Origin of the sequence: Bradyrhizobium barranii subsp. apii (genome assembly GCF_011516635.5) — a bacterium.
GTDB lineage: Bacteria > Pseudomonadota > Alphaproteobacteria > Rhizobiales > Xanthobacteraceae > Bradyrhizobium > Bradyrhizobium barranii.
On sequence record NZ_CP096255.1, the window covers coordinates 5730999 to 5748637 of the forward strand.

Annotated in this window: 19 protein-coding genes and 3 pseudogenes; 9 read left to right on the forward strand and 13 right to left on the reverse strand. The window is 64.5% G+C overall.

What is annotated here, in order from left to right; translation table 11 throughout:
- Positions 1–5: 5 nt before the first annotated feature.
- The 4 genes and pseudogenes from HAP41_RS27320 to HAP41_RS27335 all read right to left on the reverse strand — a co-directional run bounded on the left by HAP41_RS27320 (position 6) and on the right by HAP41_RS27335 (position 3580).
- Positions 6–689 (reverse strand): substrate-binding domain-containing protein, encoded by a 684-nt coding sequence (locus HAP41_RS27320; protein WP_166096268.1) that lies wholly within the window; start codon positions 687–689, stop codon positions 6–8.
- Between the two features lie 18 nt (positions 690–707).
- Positions 708–1409: a GrlR family regulatory protein gene (locus HAP41_RS27325; RefSeq protein ID WP_166096256.1), complete on the reverse strand. Its 702-nt coding sequence runs from the start codon at positions 1407–1409 to the stop codon at positions 708–710.
- Between the two features lie 217 nt (positions 1410–1626).
- A pseudogene (locus HAP41_RS27330) lies at positions 1627–2462 on the reverse strand (IS5 family transposase).
- Between the two features lie 83 nt (positions 2463–2545).
- Positions 2546–3580, reverse strand: a complete 1035-nt coding sequence (locus tag HAP41_RS27335) for a glutamine synthetase beta-grasp domain-containing protein (protein WP_038943077.1) — start codon at positions 3578–3580, stop codon at positions 2546–2548.
- 536 nt (positions 3581–4116) lie between these two features.
- Here HAP41_RS27335 and HAP41_RS27340 point away from each other — a divergent pair.
- The gene (locus HAP41_RS27340; RefSeq protein ID WP_028147811.1) at positions 4117–4320 is read left to right on the forward strand and encodes a DUF2735 domain-containing protein; all 204 of its coding nucleotides are present in this window, start codon (positions 4117–4119) and stop codon (positions 4318–4320) included.
- Positions 4321–4431: 111 nt separating this feature from the next.
- Here the strand turns inward: HAP41_RS27340 and HAP41_RS27345 are convergent, their stop codons facing one another.
- Positions 4432–4758, reverse strand: a complete 327-nt coding sequence (locus tag HAP41_RS27345; RefSeq protein ID WP_166105761.1) for an MliC family protein — start codon at positions 4756–4758, stop codon at positions 4432–4434.
- Positions 4759–4827: 69 nt separating this feature from the next.
- On the opposite strand from HAP41_RS27345, the gene HAP41_RS27350 reads away from it, so the two are divergent.
- Complete coding sequence (locus tag HAP41_RS27350) at positions 4828–5571, forward strand: tyrosine-protein phosphatase (RefSeq protein WP_166096246.1); 744 nt, start codon at positions 4828–4830, stop codon at positions 5569–5571.
- A 23-nt stretch (positions 5572–5594) separates the two neighbouring features.
- Positions 5595–6275, forward strand: a complete 681-nt coding sequence (locus HAP41_RS27355; RefSeq protein ID WP_166096238.1) for an SDR family oxidoreductase — start codon at positions 5595–5597, stop codon at positions 6273–6275.
- Here the strand turns inward: HAP41_RS27355 and HAP41_RS27360 are convergent.
- A complete protein-coding gene (locus HAP41_RS27360; RefSeq protein WP_063983630.1) occupies positions 6272–6619 on the reverse strand; it encodes a GrlR family regulatory protein in 348 nt (115 codons plus the stop codon). The two genes, HAP41_RS27355 and HAP41_RS27360, sit on opposite strands and share 4 nt — an antisense overlap.
- Positions 6620–6762: 143 nt before the next feature.
- Here HAP41_RS27360 and HAP41_RS27365 point away from each other — a divergent pair, with 143 nt between their 5' ends.
- The 3 genes from HAP41_RS27365 (at position 6763) to HAP41_RS27375 (ending at position 8165) form a co-directional block, all read left to right on the forward strand.
- The gene (locus HAP41_RS27365; protein WP_166096230.1) at positions 6763–7449 is read left to right on the forward strand and encodes a DUF2161 domain-containing phosphodiesterase; all 687 of its coding nucleotides are present in this window, start codon (positions 6763–6765) and stop codon (positions 7447–7449) included.
- 25 nt (positions 7450–7474) lie between these two features.
- Complete coding sequence (locus tag HAP41_RS27370) at positions 7475–7747, forward strand: putative quinol monooxygenase (protein WP_166096221.1); 273 nt, start codon at positions 7475–7477, stop codon at positions 7745–7747.
- A gap of 112 nt (positions 7748–7859) precedes the next feature.
- Positions 7860–8165 carry a hypothetical protein gene (locus tag HAP41_RS27375; RefSeq protein WP_166096216.1) on the forward strand — a complete coding sequence of 102 codons (306 nt, stop codon included), beginning with the start codon at positions 7860–7862 and terminating at the stop codon, positions 8163–8165.
- 79 nt (positions 8166–8244) lie between these two features.
- On the opposite strand, the gene HAP41_RS27380 is transcribed toward HAP41_RS27375, so the two are convergent.
- Together HAP41_RS27380 and HAP41_RS27385 are read right to left on the reverse strand one after the other, a co-directional pair.
- Positions 8245–8856, reverse strand: coding sequence for a GNAT family N-acetyltransferase (locus tag HAP41_RS27380; protein WP_166096210.1), 612 nt, complete (start codon positions 8854–8856; stop codon positions 8245–8247).
- A gap of 150 nt (positions 8857–9006) precedes the next feature.
- Positions 9007–9409: pseudogene (locus tag HAP41_RS27385) on the reverse strand (PaaI family thioesterase).
- A gap of 119 nt (positions 9410–9528) precedes the next feature.
- Here HAP41_RS27385 and HAP41_RS27390 point away from each other — a divergent pair.
- Positions 9529–10271 (forward strand): annotated as a pseudogene (locus HAP41_RS27390) (cobalamin-binding protein).
- A 180-nt stretch (positions 10272–10451) separates the two neighbouring features.
- On the opposite strand, the gene kynU reads toward HAP41_RS27390, so the two are convergent.
- The 5 genes from kynU to HAP41_RS27415 all read right to left on the reverse strand — a co-directional run bounded on the left by kynU (position 10452) and on the right by HAP41_RS27415 (position 15773).
- Positions 10452–11654: a kynureninase gene (gene kynU, locus HAP41_RS27395; RefSeq protein ID WP_166096203.1), complete on the reverse strand. Its 1203-nt coding sequence runs from the start codon at positions 11652–11654 to the stop codon at positions 10452–10454.
- A 7-nt stretch (positions 11655–11661) separates the two neighbouring features.
- Positions 11662–12501, reverse strand: coding sequence for a tryptophan 2,3-dioxygenase (gene kynA, locus HAP41_RS27400; protein WP_166096202.1), 840 nt, complete (start codon positions 12499–12501; stop codon positions 11662–11664).
- 34 nt (positions 12502–12535) lie between these two features.
- Positions 12536–13345 (reverse strand): hormone-sensitive lipase, encoded by an 810-nt coding sequence (locus tag HAP41_RS27405; protein ID WP_166096197.1) that lies wholly within the window; start codon positions 13343–13345, stop codon positions 12536–12538.
- 372 nt (positions 13346–13717) lie between these two features.
- Positions 13718–14995, reverse strand: coding sequence for an ArgE/DapE family deacylase (locus HAP41_RS27410; RefSeq protein WP_166096194.1), 1278 nt, complete (start codon positions 14993–14995; stop codon positions 13718–13720).
- Positions 14996–15047: 52 nt separating this feature from the next.
- A complete protein-coding gene (locus HAP41_RS27415; RefSeq protein WP_071914547.1) occupies positions 15048–15773 on the reverse strand; it encodes a pyridoxamine 5'-phosphate oxidase family protein in 726 nt (241 codons plus the stop codon).
- Positions 15774–15848: 75 nt separating this feature from the next.
- On the opposite strand from HAP41_RS27415, the gene pdxR reads away from it, so the two are divergent.
- Positions 15849–17429, forward strand: a complete 1581-nt coding sequence (gene pdxR / locus HAP41_RS27420) for a MocR-like pyridoxine biosynthesis transcription factor PdxR (RefSeq protein ID WP_224580727.1) — start codon at positions 15849–15851, stop codon at positions 17427–17429.
- Positions 17393–17638, forward strand: coding sequence for a DUF6719 family protein (locus HAP41_RS27425; protein ID WP_166096189.1), 246 nt, complete (start codon positions 17393–17395; stop codon positions 17636–17638). The genes pdxR and HAP41_RS27425 overlap by 37 nt, the downstream gene beginning before the upstream one ends.
- The last annotated feature ends 1 nt before the right edge of the window (position 17639 follow it).

The window sequence follows — 17639 nt, forward strand, 5'->3', positions numbered from 1 at the left end:
CAAATTCAAGGCTCGAGTCCCGATTGGCGCAGCACCGGGACGACCTCTGGCGATGCCAGATAGCGCAGCAGACGATCGGCCGCTTCGGCATGTCTGGCATTGGCCATGCGGCCGGCGGAAAACACGGCCGGTGTCTGCAAATCGTGCGGGATCGGGCCGACGACCTCGATGCCCTCGACCTGCTTCAGCTCGCTGATCTGCTGCACGGCGAGGTCAGCCTCGCCGCTGATGAGCCGCTCCGCCGTAAAGCCCTGCTCGACGATGGTGGCCTTGGCGTTGATCTCGGCTGCGATGCCCCATCGCTGGATCAATTGGGCGAAATAGACACCGCTCGCGCCCAGCCGCGAATAGGCGACGGATCGCGCCGCGAGCAGCGACTTGCGGAGCGCGGCTTCGCCGCCGATATCGGGATGCGCCTGCCCTGCCCGCACGGCAATGCCGACGAAGGAGCGCGCCAGATCGGCTGCGCTATCTGCGGCCACGCGGCCCTCGCCGATCATCTCGTCGAGCCCCTCACGGGTGAGGATGATGAGATCGGCGGCCTCGCCGTCGCGTAGCCGTTTCAGCAATGCCAGGGTTGGCGCGAAGTCGGCATCGACATGGATGCCGTGGGCGGCCTCGAAGGCGGAGGACAGGCTGCGCATCGCGCCCATCAGGCCGAGCGTCGAGAGCATGCGAATTTTTTCCATGGGCTATTCCTGTCGCGATCAGGCGCGGTGCATCAGCTTGAGCGCGGCGGTCAGGCGCAGGCTGCGCTTGCCGGCGAGCGCCGTTGCCTCCAGCACCGCCTGCTCCGCGTCATAGGTGCCGGAGAAACCGATGCCGACCTCACGGCCGCCGAAGATCGGATCGTCCTTGGCCGGCGTGTGCTCCTGGTTGAGGATCTGACCCTTCCAGCGCCCCTTGGCCGCGGTGTAGCTGCCGAGATAGTAGAACGAGGCATCGCCGCCGAGGATGCGGCCCTGGTTGAGCAACATCACGCCGGTCAGGCCGCCATCGACGCCGTCGAGCATGCGAAGGTGGATCGAATAGAGCCCGTCGGCGATGCCGGCCTCCCCGACGCCGCCCGCGATCGGCACCTCGTCTTCGGTGATCGGCGTCATCACCGACTGGAAGGGCACGCCGGGCAGCTCTTTCAGCTCGCCCTTGAAGCGATAGAGATCGCCGTCGGCCCAGCCTTTCGCAAGCAAGGTCGCATCGTCGGTGCCGGCCATGGCGCGGTAGTTCGGGTCCGGGTTGTGGCGGACCGTCTTGATGACGATGTCGACGCCGGCTTCGGTCCTCGCATAGGTGCCGATATGAGCGAAGGCCGAATTGCCGCCGAGCATCTTGCCATTGCCGACATGCATCACGCTCCGGCCGACCGCGTCGCCGAGCTGAAATCGCACCTTGTAGAAGCCTTCAAACACCAGCCGTGTCCCCGGCCCCGCGCATCCCGGGGCATTCTATCCCGGTTTCGCCGGCGATGGACAGACTTCAAGCCGGCATGGCCGGCAGACCCACAACAACGGCTGTCATCGGAATGCAAAAATCCGCCGGAGCCTTTTCGGCTCCGACGGATTGAAGACCAACCCGGGCCAGCCCCCCGGCCCGGGCCGGGAGGATCTTAGAGTCTGTCCGGAAAGATTACCTTGGATTGCATAGCTTTCGCAGCATGAGTCGGATGGAGGCCAGCTTGAGAAAGGCGAGCGCCCTGTGATTGAAGCATTCCCAATCTTTGGACAGTCTTCGGCATCGCCCGAGCCAGGCAAAGGTACGCTCGACGATCCAGCGTTTGGGCAAGACGACGAAACGGTGAGCCTGATCGGAGCGTTTGACGATTTCGAGGTTCACGCGCTTCAGAGCGCTACGCAGCCCCTTCTGGAAATGTGGCCCTTGATATCCGCCGTCGGCGTAGAGCTTCAGAAGAAAGGGATAGAGGCCGAACAACGTTGCCATCAGGAGCACGCCGCCGTCGCGATCCTGGATGTCCGCCGCATGCACGATGGCGTGCATCAAGAGGCCTTGCGTGTCGACGAGAATGTGCCGCTTCTTGCCCTTGATCTTCTTGCCCGCGTCGTAGCCATGGAGATCATGAGGCCCCCTTTTTCAGCGCTTTTCACGCTCTGGCTATCGATGATGGCGGCGGTGGGAGAAGCCTCGCGCTCGGCCCTTTCGCGACATTCGACATAGAGGGCGTGATGAATTTTATCGAGCGTGCCGTTCCAGCTCCACAGATCGAAGTAGCCATACAGCGTCGAGCGCGGCGGCAGGTCCTTGGGGATCGCGCGCCACTGGCAACCTGTGCTCAGGATGTACATCAGCCCGTTGGCAATCTCGCGCAGGTCCACCGTACGCTTGTTGCCGCCGCGCTTGGCCGGCGGGATGCGAGGCGCGATCAGCGCCCACTCCTCGTCGGTCAAGTCGCTCGGATAGCGCAGGCGGCTGCGGTCGTAGCGTGCACGGTTCTCGGTAGTCCACATTGGCGGCGCGTCCCCATCGAATCAGGCCGCTCACCTTGAATCACAACCGATTCATTCGACTCAACATGTTTTGGAACAGACACTTAGGCCGCGGCCTTCTTGTCGGCCGGCACGGACGCGATCGTCTTCAGGATCTGCGAAGCGATCTGGTATGGGTCGCCCTGCGAGTTCGGACGGCGGTCTTCCAGATAGCCCTTGTAGCCGTTGTTGACGAAGGAGTGCGGAACGCGGATCGACGCGCCGCGATCGGCAACGCCGTAGCTGAACTTGTTCCACGGCGCGGTCTCGTGCTTGCCGGTCAGACGCTTGTCGTTGTCCGGGCCGTAGACGGCGATGTGGTCCATCAGGTTCTTGTCGAAGGCCGCCATCAGCGCCTCGAAGTACTCCTTGCCGCCGACCGTACGCATGTACTCGGTGGAGAAGTTGGCGTGCATGCCCGAGCCGTTCCAGTCGGTGTCGCCGAGCGGCTTGCAGTGGAACTCGATGTCGATGCCGTACTTTTCGGTCAGGCGCAGCATCAGGTAGCGGGCCATCCACATTTCGTCAGCGGCCTTCTTGGAGCCCTTGCCGAAGATCTGGAATTCCCACTGGCCCTTCGCGACTTCCGCGTTGATGCCTTCATGGTTGATGCCGGCAGCCAGGCAGAGGTCGAGATGCTCTTCGACGATCTTGCGGGCGACGTCGCCGACGTTCGAGAAGCCGACGCCGGTGTAGTACGGGCCCTGCGGCGCCGGATAGCCGGAGGCCGGGAAGCCGAGCGGACGGCCGTCCTTGTAGAAGAAGTATTCCTGCTCGAAGCCGAACCATGCGCCGGCGTCATCGAGGATGGTGGCGCGCTTGTTGGAGGCGTGCGGGGTCTTGCCATCGGGCATCATGACTTCGCACATCACGAGCACGCCGTTGGTGCGCGCGGCGTCCGGGAACACGGCGACCGGCTTCAGCACACAATCGGAGCTGTGGCCTTCGGCCTGCTGCGTGGAGGAGCCATCGAAGCCCCAGAGCGGAAGCTGCTCGAGCGTCGGGAACGACGCGAATTCCTTGATCTGTGTTTTGCCGCGCAAGTTCGGAGTCGGCGTATATCCGTCGAGCCAAATGTACTCGAGCTTATACTTGGTCATTGAGCCTCTCTGTAGATGATGCGAAAGGTGGGGTTGAGAGCCCCCGCACGTTTGTACCCGGCCATCATCGGCCGACCCTCTACAAGCATTTTGCGTGCCAAAAGGCCGCAGCGCGGGAGGTTTTCCACCGCGGCCGGGATCGGCCCCCGACGGCAAACCGTCCCCGGCGGCGTGCGTCATAGCCGCGCACCTTCGCGTGAAGCTGCACTGCAAAAATCCCGCGGAAAACGCCTGATTCTGGAGCAGACGCACCGTTGCCGGAGGTTGCCGATGAAACGCGCATCAACGTCCAGCAACTTTCGCAAAGTCCTGCGCCTCTGCCTAGCAACCTTTGGAATGGCCCAGGCGTTAGCCACCGACACGGTGCCTTAGGGGGGTGCAGAGGGTCACCTGCCTACAGATTGGGCAGCAACTGATTTCCTTTTCAGCACTTTCCAATTCGGGATGCGCGGCCGATATGGGGAATCCAGTAACCACAATCGAACGAGTCGGGCGCACCATGGAGGCCAAGGCGCTTCGACCCAGGAGCAATCGCAATGATGAATAATGGTCTGAATCACGGATCTGCAACGATCTACCAATTCCCTGTCGGGGGCCGCGCGGCTCTCGCCGGACGCCGCTATGGCGACACCCGTCTTCCCGCCGATCATGCTTCGCTTCCTGCGAACGTCTCGATCTGCAGCGACAGCTGGTACCACCAGGATGCGGTCGACGAAGCAAAGCCCAAATGGGAACGCTAATGTTTGTGTTTGGTATGATACCGCCGCGCGCGCGCAAGCGTCCGACGGAAGTTTGAAAAAGGGTCGAAACAACGAGGTTTCGGCCCTTTTTGATTCCTGCTGGACTTCCGGTTAGAGCGCGGGCTTTTCGATCACCGTGCAGGAAGTGACCGGCCGCTTCAGATGCTGGACCGTGGTCGCTCCGGTCTTGCCGATCCTCAGTGTGATCCCTGCCCCCGAATAGCGGGTGCCAGAAAGCGCCAGCCGCTTCTTCAGCGTGACAGGTTCGCCGTCGATCTGGAGGAAGGCGCGTTTGTCATCGTCATAAAATCCCACGATGAACTGCGTACCATCGGCGCAGCGATAGGTCCGGAACGTCTGCGCGTCCGCCTGTCCCGCACCGATAATTCCGCCCGACAGCATGGTGATCGCCAAAACAATGGCCTTGTGCCGGCTCATGATTGCCCCCTTGAATGCACTCAAGGACGCCGTAGTGCGTCCAGTGGAAACATAACCCAAGCTGATCTCATGCCAGATTCCCCTGCCCGCCACCTCGCCCTGCAAGGCGCCAGCAATTTTCGCGACCTCGGCGGCTATCCGACTTCGGATGGCCGCACCACGCGCTGGCGCCACATCTTCCGCTCCAACCATCTCGGCCAGCTCACGCCCGCCGACGTCGAGATCGTCCGTGCGCTGGGCGTGCGCAGCGCCTTCGATTTTCGCGGCGTCGAGGAGCGCGCGGCCGGCGTCTGCGTCGTGAACGAGATCACCGTGCATTCGCTGCCGATCGAGCCGACGGTCGTCGCCGCGCTGCGCGCCGAGCTTGCTGAGGGCAGGCTCACCGCGCCGGTCGCGCTCGAGCTCATGCGGGAGTCCTACCGCAACTATGTCCGCCACAACACGCACAGTTTTCGCGCGCTGTTCGGCCATCTCCTGGAAGACCGCGCGCCGCTGGTGATCCACTGCACCGCCGGCAAGGACCGCACCGGCTTTGCAAGCGCGCTGATCCTGCATGCGCTCGGCGTGACCGACGAGGTCATTGCCGAGGACTACCTGTTGACCAACCAGCACTACAAGCGGGACGCATCGAACGCTTCCGATCTTCCCGCCGACGTCCTCGATACGATCGGCAGCGTCGAAGCCTCATATCTTGGTGCTGCCTTCGAGGCCGTCTCCAACGAATATGGCGATCTCGAAACCTACTTGCGCGACGGCCTCAAGCTCGGCACACCGGAGCAAACGGCGCTGAAGGCGCGCTATCTGCAATCGTAAGCGGCCGTGCCGGGAGAACGACGATGCAAGGCAAGGTTCTGATCGTGACGGGCGCGCTCGGCGCACTTGGCAAGGTTGTCGCCGAGACAGCGTTGGCGCGCGGCGCGCGTGTGGCCGGCATCGATCACGCACCCTCGCAGATGTCGGCAACGCCCGAGCGCATCGAGATCGGCGGCGTCGATCTGTCCGACCCAGCGCAAGCGAAGACGGCGGTCGAGGCGGCGGCAAAGCAGTTCGGCAGGCTGGATGCGCTGATCAACATCGCCGGCGGCTTCGCGTTCGAGACCGTGGGCGACGGCGACATCAAGACGTGGCAGCGCATGCATGCGCTCAACGTGCTGACGGCCCTCAACACCTCGCACGCGGCGCTGCCGCATCTCGCCGCATCCGGGGCCGGCCGCATCGTCAATATCGGCGCCATGGGCGCGCTTCAGGCAGGTTCCGGCATGGGCCCCTATGCGGCGTCGAAAGCCGGCGTGCATCGCCTCACCGAGGCGCTTGCCAACGAGTGGAAGGGCAAGGTGACCGTGAATGCGGTGCTGCCGTCGATCATCGACACCAAGGCCAACCGCGCCGACATGCCGAAAGCGGATTTCTCCAAATGGGTGACACCGCAGGAACTCGCCGAGGTGATCCTCTTCCTCGCCAGCGAGGCCGCGAGCGGCGTCACCGGCGCGCTGATCCCGGTGAGCGGCCGGGTTTAGTCCGGCACCAATAGCCGCAGATCGCCTTTGAAGCGGATGCTCTGCTTGCCGGCGAGCGCGATGCCTTCGCCATAGGCGGTCTCGCCTGTGTAGGTGCCGCTGAAGCCAATAGTCACGACCTTGCGGCCCCACACCGGGCGCTCGTCGAACGAGGGCGAATGCTCCTCGTTGGTCAACTCGCCCTTCCACTTGCCGTCGGCCGAGGTGTAGCTGCCATAGGCGAAGAAAAATGAATCGCCGCCTCGCATGGTGCCGTCGCGCAGGACCATGACGCCCTGATTGCCGCCCTGGACGGCATCCAGCATCTCGATGCGAATGTGATAGAGGCCATTCCTGATCGTCATCTTCGTAAAGCGCCCGACTGTCCCGGTCGCAGGATAACCGCACCATCGGTTCCCGATCAAATGGCGCAGAGCCACAACTGCGTTCCGGGCTAAACTGGCCGCAACTGATTCTCGGATCGGAACGCAAGACCCGGACGCTTTCCTTGGAAACCGCGCTTTATCTGCCCGTCAAACGCTTCCTCGAAGAGCTCGGCTTCACGGTCAAGGGCGAGATCGGCGGCTGCGACCTCGTCGGCCTCAGCGCGGGCGATCCGCCTGTCGTGGTGATTGGTGAGCTCAAGCTCGCCTTCAATCTCGAGCTGATCCTCCAGGCGGTTGACCGCGCACCGGCCGGCGACGAGGTCTGGATCGCTGCAAAGATGTCGATCCGCGGCAAGGGACGCGAGAGCGATGCGCGTTATCGCAATCTGTGCCGCCGCCTCGGCTTCGGTATGCTTGGGGTGACTGAGCGTGGCCAGGTCGAGGTGCTGGTGAAGCCACCGACGGCAGCGCCGCGCCGCGAGCCGAAAAAGCGCTCTCGCCTCGTCGCCGAACATCAGCGCCGCCAGGGCGATCCCGTGCTCGGCGGCAGCACCCGCGCGCCGATCATGACGGCCTATCGCCAGCAGGCGCTGGCCTGTGCGTCGGAACTCGTCGGTGGGCCACGAAAGGTGCGCGAATTGCGCAAGCGCTGTCCCGATGCCGGCAAGATCTTGCTTAACAATGTGTATGGCTGGTTCGAACGTGCAGACCGGGGAATCTACGGGCTCACCGAGGCCGGACACGCGGCGCTGAAACGCTGGCCGCAGGCACCGATGAAAGAAACGCCCCGCGAGGCATCCCTGCCCTAGCGGCAATCACGTCGGGAGACATCGCATGATCGTTGTGACTGGCAGCGTAACGGTCCGCACCGAGACGTTCGACGAGGCGCGCCGCCTGAGCCTCGAGCATGTTCATCGGTCGCGACAGGAACCCGGCTGCATCTCCCATGGAGTGCATGTCGACTGCGAGAATCCGCTCAGGCTGGTGTTCTTCGAGCAATGGGCCGACCGCGCCGCGCTCGCCGCCCACTTTGCGGTACCTGCATCCGGTGAGTTCGTACGCACCTTGCGCTCGCTGGCCACAGGGCCGACCACGCTCGACCTCTAAGAGGCCAGCAGGCTCGAAAAGCTGTGAGCGCATAGCTGTGATGCCACACCAAATTCATATTGCAATGCAACATCTCCGGCACTAGGTATCCCGGCATCAAACCGAGGCCGTTATGAGCGCAGACTGGAACACCAAATATGGCACGCGGCGCGTGCGCCACGATCCGCCGACCCTGGACGAGGCGATCTTCGCCGCCGTCGGCATCACCGACGATCATGAGCAGCAGGCCGAGATCGCGGCAGCGCTGATGGGCATGCCGCTCGAAATCGTGCAGGCCGAGGTGAAGAAGCAGACCCGCACCAACGGCCGCATCACCGCCACGCGCGTGATCGCAGGCGAACAGGGTGCGCAGCGCTCGGTGGTGGTCGAACGCCGTGTCGTCCGCCGCTTCGGCAACGACAAGCGCACCGGTACCTGAGCGCTCAATTCCCCATCCCAAATACGAAAGCGGACCGGTTTTGCCGGTCCGCTTTTTTGATTCCAGTCCGCGTTGGGATTTAGGCGGCGCGATTGCCGTACATGCTGGAGATGATCTTCCAGCAGGTCGAATTGAAGCTGAGAAGAGCGCGACCGGCCGTGAAGGGCGAGGCCGCGAGTTCAGCGAGCTCGGCCTCGGGCGTCTTGGCGAGATCGATCGTGCCGGTCGATTCGCCATGACGGAATTGCAGATTCGCTCCAAATTTCCTGGCGAGCGCCCGCATGGCGTGATTCTCGGCACCGGTGGTGATGCGCAGGCGCTTGTAGCCTTTCCAGCGCGCTTCCGCGATCAGCCGGCTGAACAAGATCGTGCCGACGTTCTGGCGCCGTGCCGAGGCTTCCACGCTGAAGGCGACCTCGGGCAACGAATCGTCCTCCGGCGGATGCAGCTCGGCCGCACCGCGGACTACGCCGTCGACGATGTAGGCGACAATCACGGTGCCGTCCTCGGCGCAGCGGGCGGCGTAACGCTCGATGAAGCTGTCGTCGAGAAAGCCGTTGAAACGGTCGTGCCGGCTTGCGGACTCAAGCCGCAGGAGGTGATCGCGCAGAAGCGGCAATTCTTCCTGCTGGCTCAAGGTCCGCACATAGCCCGGAACGGGCGTCGTGCGGGTCGTGTCTTCAAGTACCACGTCAAAACTCCTCTTGGTGTCCCTCGAGGAGGCGTTCGAATCCCTAGGTCCCCAATATTGTGCGTCGCAGCATATTTTTCAAGACGGGAACCTGCCCAAGTTTCAGGCATCGAAAGCGACCTATTCGTTAATAAAATCAAGCCCCCGTGGTCATACGAGGACCAGCTGAGTCCTGGGTCACCACGGCAACCAGCTTGCCGTCCTCGGTCTCCAGCCGGGTGCTCCAGACCTGGGTCCGCCGTCCCCGATGGACCGGTGTAGCCGTGGCGATAACCGTGGTTCCCTCCTTCGCCCCGCCGATGAAGTTGGTCTTGCTCTCGAGCGTCGTGGTGCCCTTGGCATCCTCCGGCAGATTGATTACGGTCGCGGCGGCACCGACGGAATCGGCGAGCGCCATCACCGCCCCGCGGTGGATGGTGTGGTGGAGCGTGCAGAGGTCGGGCCTGACCGTCATCCGTGCCACCACGCGGTCCTTCTCGGCCTCGACGAACTCGACGCCCTTGAGCTCGGCAAACGGCATCTTCATCGCTTTAAGTTTCTCGAGCGGCGTCATCGGATCTCCTCCCAATTCTTTGTTGTTTCAGCGTGAATTGCTTCGGGCGGCAAAGCAATGACGTCCGAGGTAATGGCCCTGCTGACATCGGCGACGGCATTTGCGCATATGCTCTTCCCATGCGCCACTTCCCGCCCCGCCGCATCGTCTGCCTGACCGAAGAGACGGTCGAAACGCTGTACCTGCTCGGCCAGCAGGACCGCATCGTCGGTGTCTCCGGCTACGCCGTCCGCCCGCCTCAGGTGCGGCGGGAGAAGCCGCGGGTGTCGGCCTTCGTCTCCGCGGACATCCCGAAGATCCTGGCGCTGGAACCGGAGCTGGTGCTGGCCTTCTCCGACCTCCAGGCCGGCATCGTCGCCGATCTCGTGCGCGCGGGCGTGGACGTCCATGTTTTCAATCAGCGCGACATCGCCGGGATTTTGGCGATGATCCGGACACTTGGTGCGCTGGTCGGCGCCGCTGAACGCGCCGAAGGCCTTGCCCGTGATCTCGAACGGCGCCTCGCAGAGATAGCGGCAACGATCCGTTGATCTCCGGCATCGGCTGGGTGTGCGAGTTGATCGAGATCGCCGGCGGCGAGGATGTGTTTCCGGAGTTGCGACATCGGCAGGCGGCAAAGGATCGCATCGTCTCGGCGGAGGCGGTACGCGCGGCAGCGCCCGACGTGATCCTTGCCTCCTGGTGCGGCAAGAAAGTTGTCCCTGCCCGCATCCGCGCGCGCGATTGCTGGAACGAGATCCCCGCCGTGCGCGACGACCGCATCGTCGAGATCAAGTCGCCGATCATCTTGCAGCCGGGGCCGGCGGCGCTGACGGATGGGCTAGATGCGATCGTGACGGCGTTGTGGGGTGGACTCAAATAGCTTGATCGCAGCTTTCGTGTCCCGGACGCGCTGCAACGCGTCAGCGTTGCTGCGCAGAGCCGGGACCCATCTCGATACGGAGTTCAGTGCAGCGTGGGCCCCGGCTCTGCAGCGCACCGCACCGGACGATGCTTCGCATCGCCGGGGGCGCTGCGCCGCGTCCGGGGCACGAGACCTTCTTCAGGTCACCGCGTTCACGACCTGATATTCCGGCCGACGCCAGACCTCGCCTGCAATCACCTCCTCGATGATCTCGGCTGCTCGCATGATCTCGCTCTCCCCAATGTAGAGCGGTGTAATCCCGAACCTCATGATGTCAGGCGCGCGGAAATCGCCGATGAGGCCACGGGCGATCAGGGCCTGCATGGTGGCGTAGCCGCCGTCGAACGCGAAGGAGACTTGTGAGCCGCGGTGCTCGTGCGCGCGCGGGGTGACGAGCTTGAGCTCGGGGCAGCGGCGTTCGACCTCGGCGATCAGGAGATCGCCGAGTGCCAGCGAGCGCGCACGAACCTCACGAATGTCGACCCTGTCCCAGATGTCGAGCGAGGCCTCCAGCGCCGCCATTGCGAGCACCGGCGGAGTGCCGACGCGCATGCGCTCGACCCCGCCGGCCGCCGCGTAGCCAAGCTCGAACGCAAACGGCTTTGCGTGACCCATCCACCCCGACAGCGCGGCGCGCACGCCGTCGGCGTGGCGCGGGGCGACGTAGAGGAAGGCCGGCGCCCCGGGGCCGGCGTTGATGTATTTGTAGGTGCAGCCGGCGGCGAAATCGGCGCCGCAGCCAGCGAGATCGACCGGCAGCGCGCCGGCCGAATGCGCGAGGTCCCAGACCGTGACGATGCCGAGCGCATGCGCCTTCGCCGTCAGCGTCGCCATGTCGTGGCGCCGTCCGGTGCGATAGTCGACCTCGGTGATGTAGAGGACCGCGATCTCCTCCGACAACGCGGCCTCGATCTCCTCCGGCGCCACCAGGCGCAATTGATGGCCGCGGCCGAGCGTCGCGATCAGGCCCTCGGCCATGTAGAGATCGGTGGGAAAATTGCCGGTATCCGACAGGACCACCTTGCGCGATGCGTTCATGTCGAGCGCGGCGGCGAGTGCCTGGTAGACCTTGAGCGACAGCGTGTCTCCGACCATCACGGAGCCGGCTTCCGCACCGACCAATCGCGCGATGCGATCGCCGACATGGCGCGGCTGGGCATACCAGCCCGCACTATTCCAGGCGCGGATCAGCTCGATGCCCCACTCGGCCGTGATGACGTTGCCGACGCGCTCGGCGACGCCCAGCGGCAGCGCGCCGAGCGAATTGCCGTCGAGATAGATCACGCCCTCGGGCAAATGGAACAAGGCCCTGGTGTCGTCATAGACGCGGAGCTTGGTCATGGGATCTCTACAGAATCGTACGGACGCGCCAGAGCTCGGGGAACAGCTCGACCTCCAGCATGCGCTTGAGATAGCTGACGCCACCGGTGCCGCCGGTGCCGCGCTTGAAGCCGATGACGCGCTCGACCGTCGTGACGTGGTTGAAGCGCCAGCGCCGGAAGTAGTCCTCGAAATCGACCAGCTTCTCGGCAAGCTCGTAGAGCATCCAATGCGTCTCCGGCGCTTCGTAGACGATCCGCCAGGCCTGGAGCACGCCCTCGTTGAAGCTGTGGGTCTCGCGAACGTCGCGCGCCAGCACGGACGCGGGCATCTTGAGCCCGCTGCGGTCGGCGAGCCGCAGCGCCTCGTCGTACAGGCTCGGCGTGGCAAGCTCGCCTTCGAGCAGCCTGGTCGTTTCCACATCGTGCGCGTGCGGCTTGAGCATGGCGTGGTTGCGGTTGCCGACCAGAAATTCGATCAGCCGGTACTGACGCGACTGGAAGCCCGAGGACTGGCCAAGCTGCGAGCGGAAACGCGTATACTCGCTGGGAGTCATGGTGCGCAGTACGTCCCAGGCGCCGTTGAGCTGCTCGAAGATGCGCGACATCCGCGCCAGCATCTTCATCGCGGGCTGCACTTCGTCCCTGGCGATGGCGCGGCGCGCGGCGCTGAGCTCGTGGATGGCAAGCCGCATCCACAGCTCCGTGGTCTGATGCTGGATGATGAACAGCATCTCGTCATGGGCCTCCGAGAGCGGATGCTGCGCGCCGAGGATCGCATCCAGCGCCAGATAGTCGCCGTAGGACATGCGCCGGGCGAAATCGGTCTCGGCGCCTTCGCTCGTGGGATCGTAATCGCTGGACGTCATGGCAGGCCCTTTCGATCGATCGATCCTCGCCGCGTCAGTCGAGGCCGATCAGGCGCGCGGTGATCGGGGACGACGGATCCTTCAGTCCGTCGATCACCGTAAAATGGTTGAGCCCGGGATCGACGACGAGGCGCGTCGGCACGTCGAAGCCGGTCCAGACATTGGCGATCAGATCGGACTGACGCATGAATTCGGGCCGCTCGCCGCCGCCGACCCAGGCCGTGACCGGCGAATGTCCCCGCGGCAGGTGCAGCGCCGCGCTTTCAAGCGTCGCCTCCTCCATGGTCATGCGCAGCGTGTCGTTCATCTTCGTCTTCAGCAGCGGTCGCAGATCATGCAGCCCGCTGATCGAGAGCGTGCCGGCGATGCGGTTGTAGACGGCAGGCTCGAGCCGGCTGTCGTTGCACAGCATGCGCGTGACGAGATGGCCGCCGGCGGAATGGCCGGCGAGCCGGATCGGGCCGGAGACGAGCGAAGCCGCCTTGGCGATCGCGGCGGTGATCTCTGCGGTAATGTCGGAGATGCGCGCGGCCGGCGTCAGCGTGTAGCTCGGCAGCGCCACCGTCCAGCCGTGATGCCGCGCGCCTTCGGCCACATCGGTCCAGGTCGACTTGTCGAAGCGCATCCAGTAGCCGCCGTGCACGAAGACGACGAGGCCCTTGCTGTCGCCGTCTGGCAGGATCAGGTCGAGACGCTGGCGCTCGCCCGGGCCGTAGGCGACGTCCGCGCGGAAGTCTTTCAGGCCGGCGCGGTAAGCCGCCGCCCGCTCCGCCCATTGGGCCGGCATCTTGTCCGAGCCCGGGATATGGGCCGAATTGGCATAAGCATCATCCCAATCGCGCATCGTGACACCCTAGGATTCGGCCGTCGAACTGGGCGCCAGTCTGCCACCAGTCAGGACGGCGTCCTAGTCTTTCTTTTAAGCTTAAAGCATTTGGACGCGCCCGTGTTTCGGGCAGCGGCCGTCCCGGCCGAGATGCCGTAGGGTGGGCCAAGCGACTTGTCCGCCGTAGCTCGAAGAGCGAAGGCGGAAGCGTGCCCATCCTTTCGTGCAAGATCGAAGAGAGATGGTGGGCACGGCGCAAGCGCGCCTTTGCCCACCCTACAGGACCGTCCGCCCGTCATTGCGAGCGCAGCGAAGCAATCCAGTCTGCTTCCGCAGCGACGGTCTGGATTGCTTCGTCGCAAGGGCTCCTCGCAATGACGGCGGAGAGACCTACGCCTTCTCCACCCCGCACCAATCCGCGATGAACAGGGCCATCGCCTTGGTCGACTTCTTCAGCGACTCCAGGTCGACGAATTCGTTGAAGCCGTGCATCTCGCCGCCGCTCGCGCCGAAGCAGAGGCTTGGGATACCGTGATTGAGACCGTAGAAGCGGGTGTCGGTGAGTGCGGTGAAGACGAGGTCTTCGATTTCGCCGCCATAGACGGTGCTGAAGGCCTTGCCGAACGCAGCCTCCGGCGCCGCGGAGTCGGTCAGTTCATACCCCTCCGACAGGAAGCCCGACCATTCGACCTCCGGCGGATTGTTGGCAAGGAAGCGGTGGTTGCGCGCAGCAGCCGCAACGCAGGCCATGATCTCCTTCTGGTGATCGGCGATCGACCAGCCCGGCAGGACCGCGATACGGCAATCGACGTCGCACCATGCCGGCACGCTGGAGGCCCAGTCGCCGCCCTTGATGATGCCGGGGTTGAAGTTGATGGGATGGTTCAGCGTCTTGAAGTGCCGATCAGCTTTCGCGCGCTCGTTCCATTCGATCTCGAGTTTCTGCAGCGCCTGGATCAAATGATAGGCCGCCATGATTGCGTTGGCGCCGGAGCCGGCGAAGGCAACGTGGGTCGGATGGCCCTTCACGCGCAGGCGAAACCAGATCACGCCGACCTGCGAGCGCACAATCTTGCCGCCGGTCGGCTCCGGGATGAAGCAGGCGTCGGCACGATAGCCGCGCTGCAATGTCGAGAGCGCGCCGACGCCGGTGCTCTCCTCCTCGATCACGGACTGGAAGTGGATCCGCGCCGTCGGCCTGAAACCCGCAGCCTTGATCGCATCCAGCGCGTAGAGCGCGCCGATCGTACCCGACTTCATGTCGCAGGCGCCGCGGCCGAACATCATCCCGTCCTTGATGACCGGCGAGAATGGCGGCGTGTCCCACAGTTCCAGCGGCCCCGCGGGCACCACGTCGCAGTGCCCCTGGAGGATCAGCGATTTGCCGCCGTTCGTTTGCGGGCGGTAGGTGCCCACTACCGTGCGCGCCTTGGAGAAATCGTGCTCGATCGGACCGAAACCACGCAGATCCCTGAGGTCATCGACATCGATGTGCCAGTCGTCGACCTCGTAGCCGCGTTCGCGCAGGAGGTCGCCGATCATGTCCTGGCACGGCCCCTCGGCCCCGCGGGTCGAAGGGATCGCAACGAAATCGCTTGTGGTCGCAAGCTGGGCTTCGAAGCCGACATCGACGGCGTCAAGAATCCTCTGCTGCGTTTCGGCATTCATCGGGCAACTCCAGGCATCCAATTGGTCAATGGTGCGCGCAAGCTAGCCGATTTCAGCCGTTCGGGTACTCCACAAAATAAGCATCCCGCAATGCATCTTCGAGCAGCCGGCCTTCCGAATAGCCATTCAGCGTCGCAGGCCGGGTTACGCCATCCAGCAGGCGCGGGCACGGCTCCGGCGCGCCCAAGACGGTGCGCACGGGGATGCGCTCGGCATAGATCGGCAATTCGTAGTCCTCGTCGTCGTCAGCCACACCCTTGGCGCGGACTTTGGCCGAGGCCTCCTCGATCTCCATCGCGATGAAGGAGGTCGCCTTGATCTCCTGCGTGTTGCTCTGACGCAGGGTCGCGGTGCGGTCCGGGAAGAAGCGATCGACCATCGCGATCACCGCCCGCTCCTTTTCCTCGGGATCGGTGACGAGATAGGCAGTGCCGAACGCCATCACGGCGCGGTAGTCGGCGGAATGGTTGAAGCCGCAGCGCGCCAGCACGAGGCTGTCGAGATGGGCAACCGTGAGGCAGACGCGCTCGCCCCTGGTCTGGTTGCGCAGCATGCGGCTCGCGCTCGAGCCGTGCCAATAGAGTTTGGTCCCTTCGCGCCAGAAAAAGGTCGGCGTGCAATAGGGCTGGCCGTCGATGACATAGGAGACGTGGCAGAGCATCGAGGAATCCAGGATGCGGTGAACCGTGTCGTGATCGTAGAAGCCGCGGTCGTGACGGCGCTTGACCTGATTGCGCGCTGACGTCGGATAGGAATTCTGGCTTTCAGTCTGGCTCACGGCCGCTCCTGTCGGGCTTGGAACAATTCCAGGAGAGTTGTAGCCGCGGATTTGGTCTGCGATAGTGCCAATTCCATGCGAAAAATTCCGACCAATTTAGTCCCCTCGCCCGCCAAGGCCGAACTGCCGCTCGACCTGACCGGCCCGCACATCACCGCGGGCGCGTCATCGGCGCACCGGCTGTACCAGACGCTGTGCGAGATGATTGTCGGCGGCCTGGTCAAACCCGGTGAGCCGCTGCCGCCGTCGCGGACACTGGCCAAGCAGACCGGCTTCCGCCGCAACGCCGTCGTCACTGCCTATGAACGGCTGATCGCTGACGGCTTTGCCGCTGCGACCGTCGGCTCCGGCACCTTCGTTGCAGCGCGGATACCGGCGCGCGCCGCCGAACCGAAGAAGCCGAAGACCGTGGTCGAAGCGCCGCGACAGGGCGCATTCTCGCTCGGCTGTACCCATATCGACGAGCGCGCGCTGCAGCGCTTCCGTGCCTTCCTCGGGCGGCGCATGCGCGCGTTCGGGTCCGAGCATCTGCACTATGGCGATCCGCGCGGCAGCCGCGAGCTGCGCGCGGCGATCGCCGATCATCTGCTGTCGGCACGTGGACTGCGCTGTGACCCCGATCAGATCATGCTGACCTCGGGCACGCTGCACGCGTTGCGCATCGTGCTGAGCGCGATCCTGAAGCCCAACGATCAGGTCTGGTGCGAGGACCCGGGTTACCCCGCTGCGCGAAACACCATTTCGCATTGCGGTTATCGCGCCGTGCCCGTTCCCGTCGACGAGCACGGGATACGTGTCGCCAAGGGCCGCACCGCCGCATCGTCCGCACGCGCGGCCTATGTGACGCCGTCGCACCAGTTTCCGCTGGGCGTGCAGATGTCGATGCCGCGACGGCTGGAGCTGCTGGATTGGGCGAAGCAGGCCGGCGCCTTCGTGCTGGAGGACGATTACGACAGCGAGTTCCGCTATGACGGCGCGCCGTTGATGTCGCTTGCCGGCATCGATCATCTCCAGCGCGTGATCTATATGGGCACGTTCGCCAAGACGCTGTTTCCGGGCCTGCGCATCGGCTATTGCGCGCTGCCCGAGCGGCTGATCGCGGACGTCACGGCCGCGCGCGCCGCGCTCGACCGCTTTCCCGGCACGCTGATGGAGGGCGCGGTGGCCGACATGCTCAATTCCGGCGCGTTCGCCGCCAACCTGAACCGGGTACGAAAGCTCTATCGCGAGGCGCGCGACGCGCTGGCTGAGACCCTGGAAACAGCATCCGACGGCGCGTTGTCGGTGCCTGTGCCGTCGCAAGGGCTGCACCTCGTCGCCCGGTTCGATCCATCGGTCGAGCTGTCGGCGGCGGCAGAAGCGAAGCAGGCGGCAGGCGCGGAAGGCTGGCTACTGGCCGACACCTATTCGCGCGCGCGTCCCCTGCCCGGGTTCGTGCTGGGATTTTCCGGCCACGCGGTTCCGCAACTCGTGGCCCCCGCCGAACGGCTCGCGCTGGAGTCGCGTGGCGCCTTGCGCGCGAGGAGCAAATCGGCCGGCCCGGCGGGCGTGACGAACGTTCACTATGAGAATCGCCTGCCGCTCCCTACATTGCGGCATCGATGCCGGGACCTCACATCATGCTGCTGCACCGCGCGACCTGCCTCTCGCTGCTGATCTCGGTCGCCCTCGCGACGGCGGCGCATGCCGTCACTGTCGGACGTGAACAGGACATCACCGATCTCAAGCTCGGCCAGCGCGTGCAAGTGGATGACGGAACCTGCCCCGCCGGGCAGGTCAAGGAAGTGCGCGGTGCGAGAATGACCGACAAGGGCGTGGCGCGGACCATCGCCTGCGTTCCGCGCTTCGGTCCGAAATCGAAGTGAT